Raw genomic sequence first — 781 nt, 5'->3', positions numbered from 1 at the left:
AGAGCGGCTAACAAAACCCAGGAAGAAGGCGTAAGCAGATGATGGAGGATGCGAGCGAAAGCAACGCCAAGTGGAGATCGATGCGACGTTCAAAGCGGATGCGCAATTTACCCATGCTTGCGAACCAGGCATGTGTGCGTTCGACGACCCAGCGATGACGGCCCAGCCGGTCGTTGCGTTCGATGCCCTTGCGTGCAATCCGCGCAATAATGCCGCGCTGTTTGAGGAAGTCGCGACAACGTTGAATGTCGTAGGCTTTGTCAGCATGCAGTTTGCCAGGCCAGCGTCGCGCACGCCCTGGTTTTCCGCCGATCGCAGGCAACGCATCAAGCAACTCCTCGAAGGCGACCGAGTCGTGTCGATTGGCACCGGTGACGCAGACGGCCAGCGGCACGCCGTTTCGATCAACGATCAGATGCCGTTTGCTGCCGAGTTTGCCGCGATCGGTTGGGTTTGGCCCTGTATACGAGCCCCCCGGGGGGAAGCCACGCTGGCGGCGTCCAGGCTTGCTCGGCTCAGATCCAGCTTGTCGGCGCGACGTAGCTCGGCCAGGAGCACTTGATGGAGACGATGCCACACCCCGTTGGCTTGCCAATCACGCAGCCGACGCCAGCAGGTCATGCCGCTGCCATAGCCAAGTTCCGAGGGCAGGTCTTCCCACGGAATGCCCGTGCGCAGCACATAGACGATGCCGTTGAGGGCCCGCTGATCACTGAGACGAGGTCGTCCACCTTTGGGGGAAGGCTTGACCTGCGGAATCAGTGGTTCGATGCGCTTCCAA

At 60.9% G+C, this 781-nt stretch carries 1 protein-coding gene; it reads right to left on the bottom strand.

The features are described 5' to 3' along the window. Positions 1-7: 7 nt before the first annotated feature. Positions 8-781, bottom strand: a protein-coding gene (locus XarbCFBP7408_RS22030) for an IS5 family transposase (protein WP_429001797.1) whose coding sequence is annotated in 2 segments (ribosomal slippage) — positions 8-483 and positions 483-781 — 775 coding nt annotated over the 2 segments. Because the reading frame shifts where the segments join, the coding sequence is not laid out codon by codon here. This gene is flagged as partial in the annotation.

It is taken from the genome of Xanthomonas arboricola pv. guizotiae, assembly GCF_002940205.1.
Lineage (GTDB): Bacteria > Pseudomonadota > Gammaproteobacteria > Xanthomonadales > Xanthomonadaceae > Xanthomonas > Xanthomonas arboricola_C.
Note: the sequence above shows the minus strand (reverse complement) of the source record. Positions and strands in the feature narration are given on the sequence as shown.